Here is a 1,619-nt window from a genome sequence, read left to right as displayed (position 1 = left end):
ATGCCTAAAAAATCATTTTCAACAGATATTAAAATCTTAGCACTTCAATATTTAGAAGAAGATCGTTATACACTTGAAGAAATCTGCACGATGTTTTCTGTTAATATGACAACCCTACAAGTATGGCGTGCTCTTTATAAATACGGCGGAGTAGAAGCTTTAATTCGTCCTAAGAAAAATAAGGTGTATACAGAAGAATTGAAACAGCGTGCTGTGAAAGATTATTTATTAAAGAAGTATTCGATGTTCGATATCATTGCCAAATATGGAATTAGCGGTTTATCAGTATTCAAAAAGTGGTTGAAAATCTATACTAGTCATAGTGAATTATACGATTCGGGTAAAGGAATGAGCCAAGCTATGACTAAAGGAAGAAAAACAACTGTAGAAGAACGTATTGAAATCGCAAAAAATTGCCTAGCGAACGGGAAGAATTATCAAGAAACAGCGACACAATATGAGGTGTCCTACCAACAAGTGTACCTATGGGTACGTAAATTTGAACAAAATGGTGAAGAAGCACTTCAAGATCAACGTGGTCGAACAAAGCCAGCTGAGAAACGAACACCAGAGGATGAATTCCGCTTAAAAATTCAACAGATGGAACGCGAAAATGAACGATTACGTGCAGAGAATTTACTGTTAAAAAAGTTAGAGGAAATCGAAAGGAGGCGTCATTAAGTAGAATTCGTATTCAAGGCCGTTATATGGCGATTCAAGAGCTAGCGAAGAATGAAAAATTTTCGATCGTTTTATTATGTAAAATCGCCAAGGTGTCCCGTGCAGCTTATTATAAATGGCTAAACCGTCAACCAACAGTCCATGAACTAGAAAACGAACAACTCGTGGAGTCGATTCAACATTTGTATACACAAGTAGAAGGCATTTATGGCTATCGTCGCATTACGATGACCATTAACCGCCAACGTGAAAAAGAAGGCTTGAAAAAAGTAAATAAGAAACGAATTTATCGCCTGATGCAAATTTGTAGTTTAGAGGCGGTTATCCGACGTCGACCGAAAAAGTACCGAAAAGTAAAGCCGGATTATGTGGCTGAAAATGTGTTAGCGCGTGAATTTACGGCGGAAAAACCAAATCAAAAGTGGTGTACAGATGTGACAGAGTTTAAATATGGGAACGGAAAAAAGGCGTATTTAAGTGCGATTATCGACCTTTATGATAAGTCGATCGTGAGTTATGTATTAGGACACTCAAATAATAATGACCTCGTATTTAAGACGATAAGACCAGCTATTCGTCAATTGTCTAAAGATGAATTTCCACTGTTACATAGCGACCGTGGTTATCAATATACATCAAAAGAGTTTAAGCGAATCATGGAGAAAGCAGAATTGTCACAGAGTATGTCGAGAGTCGGTCGCTGCATCGATAATGGACCGATTGAAGCGTTTTGGGGCACTTTAAAGGTAGAGAAGTATTATTTACATAAATTCGAGTCGTTTGAAGCGTTAAAGTGTGCCATCGATACGTATATTACGTTCTATAATCACGAACGTTACCAAGAAAGATTAAATGGCTTGAGCCCCCTAGAATACAGGGCTCAAGCCGCTTAAAGCATTTTTATTATTTCTACTGTCTACTTGACAGGGAGCAGTTCA

The 1,619-nt window shown here is 37.7% G+C and carries 1 protein-coding gene; it reads left to right on the top strand.

Going from position 1 to position 1,619, the window contains the following annotated elements; all coding sequences use genetic code 11:
- Positions 1–1,574, top strand: a protein-coding gene (locus LZ480_RS19585; RefSeq protein ID WP_241371221.1) for an IS3 family transposase whose coding sequence is annotated in 2 segments (ribosomal slippage) — positions 1–640 and positions 640–1,574 — 1,575 coding nt in all. Because the reading frame shifts where the segments join, the coding sequence is not laid out codon by codon here.
- The last annotated feature ends 45 nt before the right edge of the window (positions 1,575–1,619 follow it).

Origin of the sequence: Solibacillus palustris, from assembly GCF_022549215.1 — a bacterium.
Lineage (GTDB): Bacteria > Bacillota > Bacilli > Bacillales_A > Planococcaceae > Solibacillus > Solibacillus daqui.
Note: the sequence above shows the minus strand (reverse complement) of the source record. Positions and strands in the feature narration are given on the sequence as shown.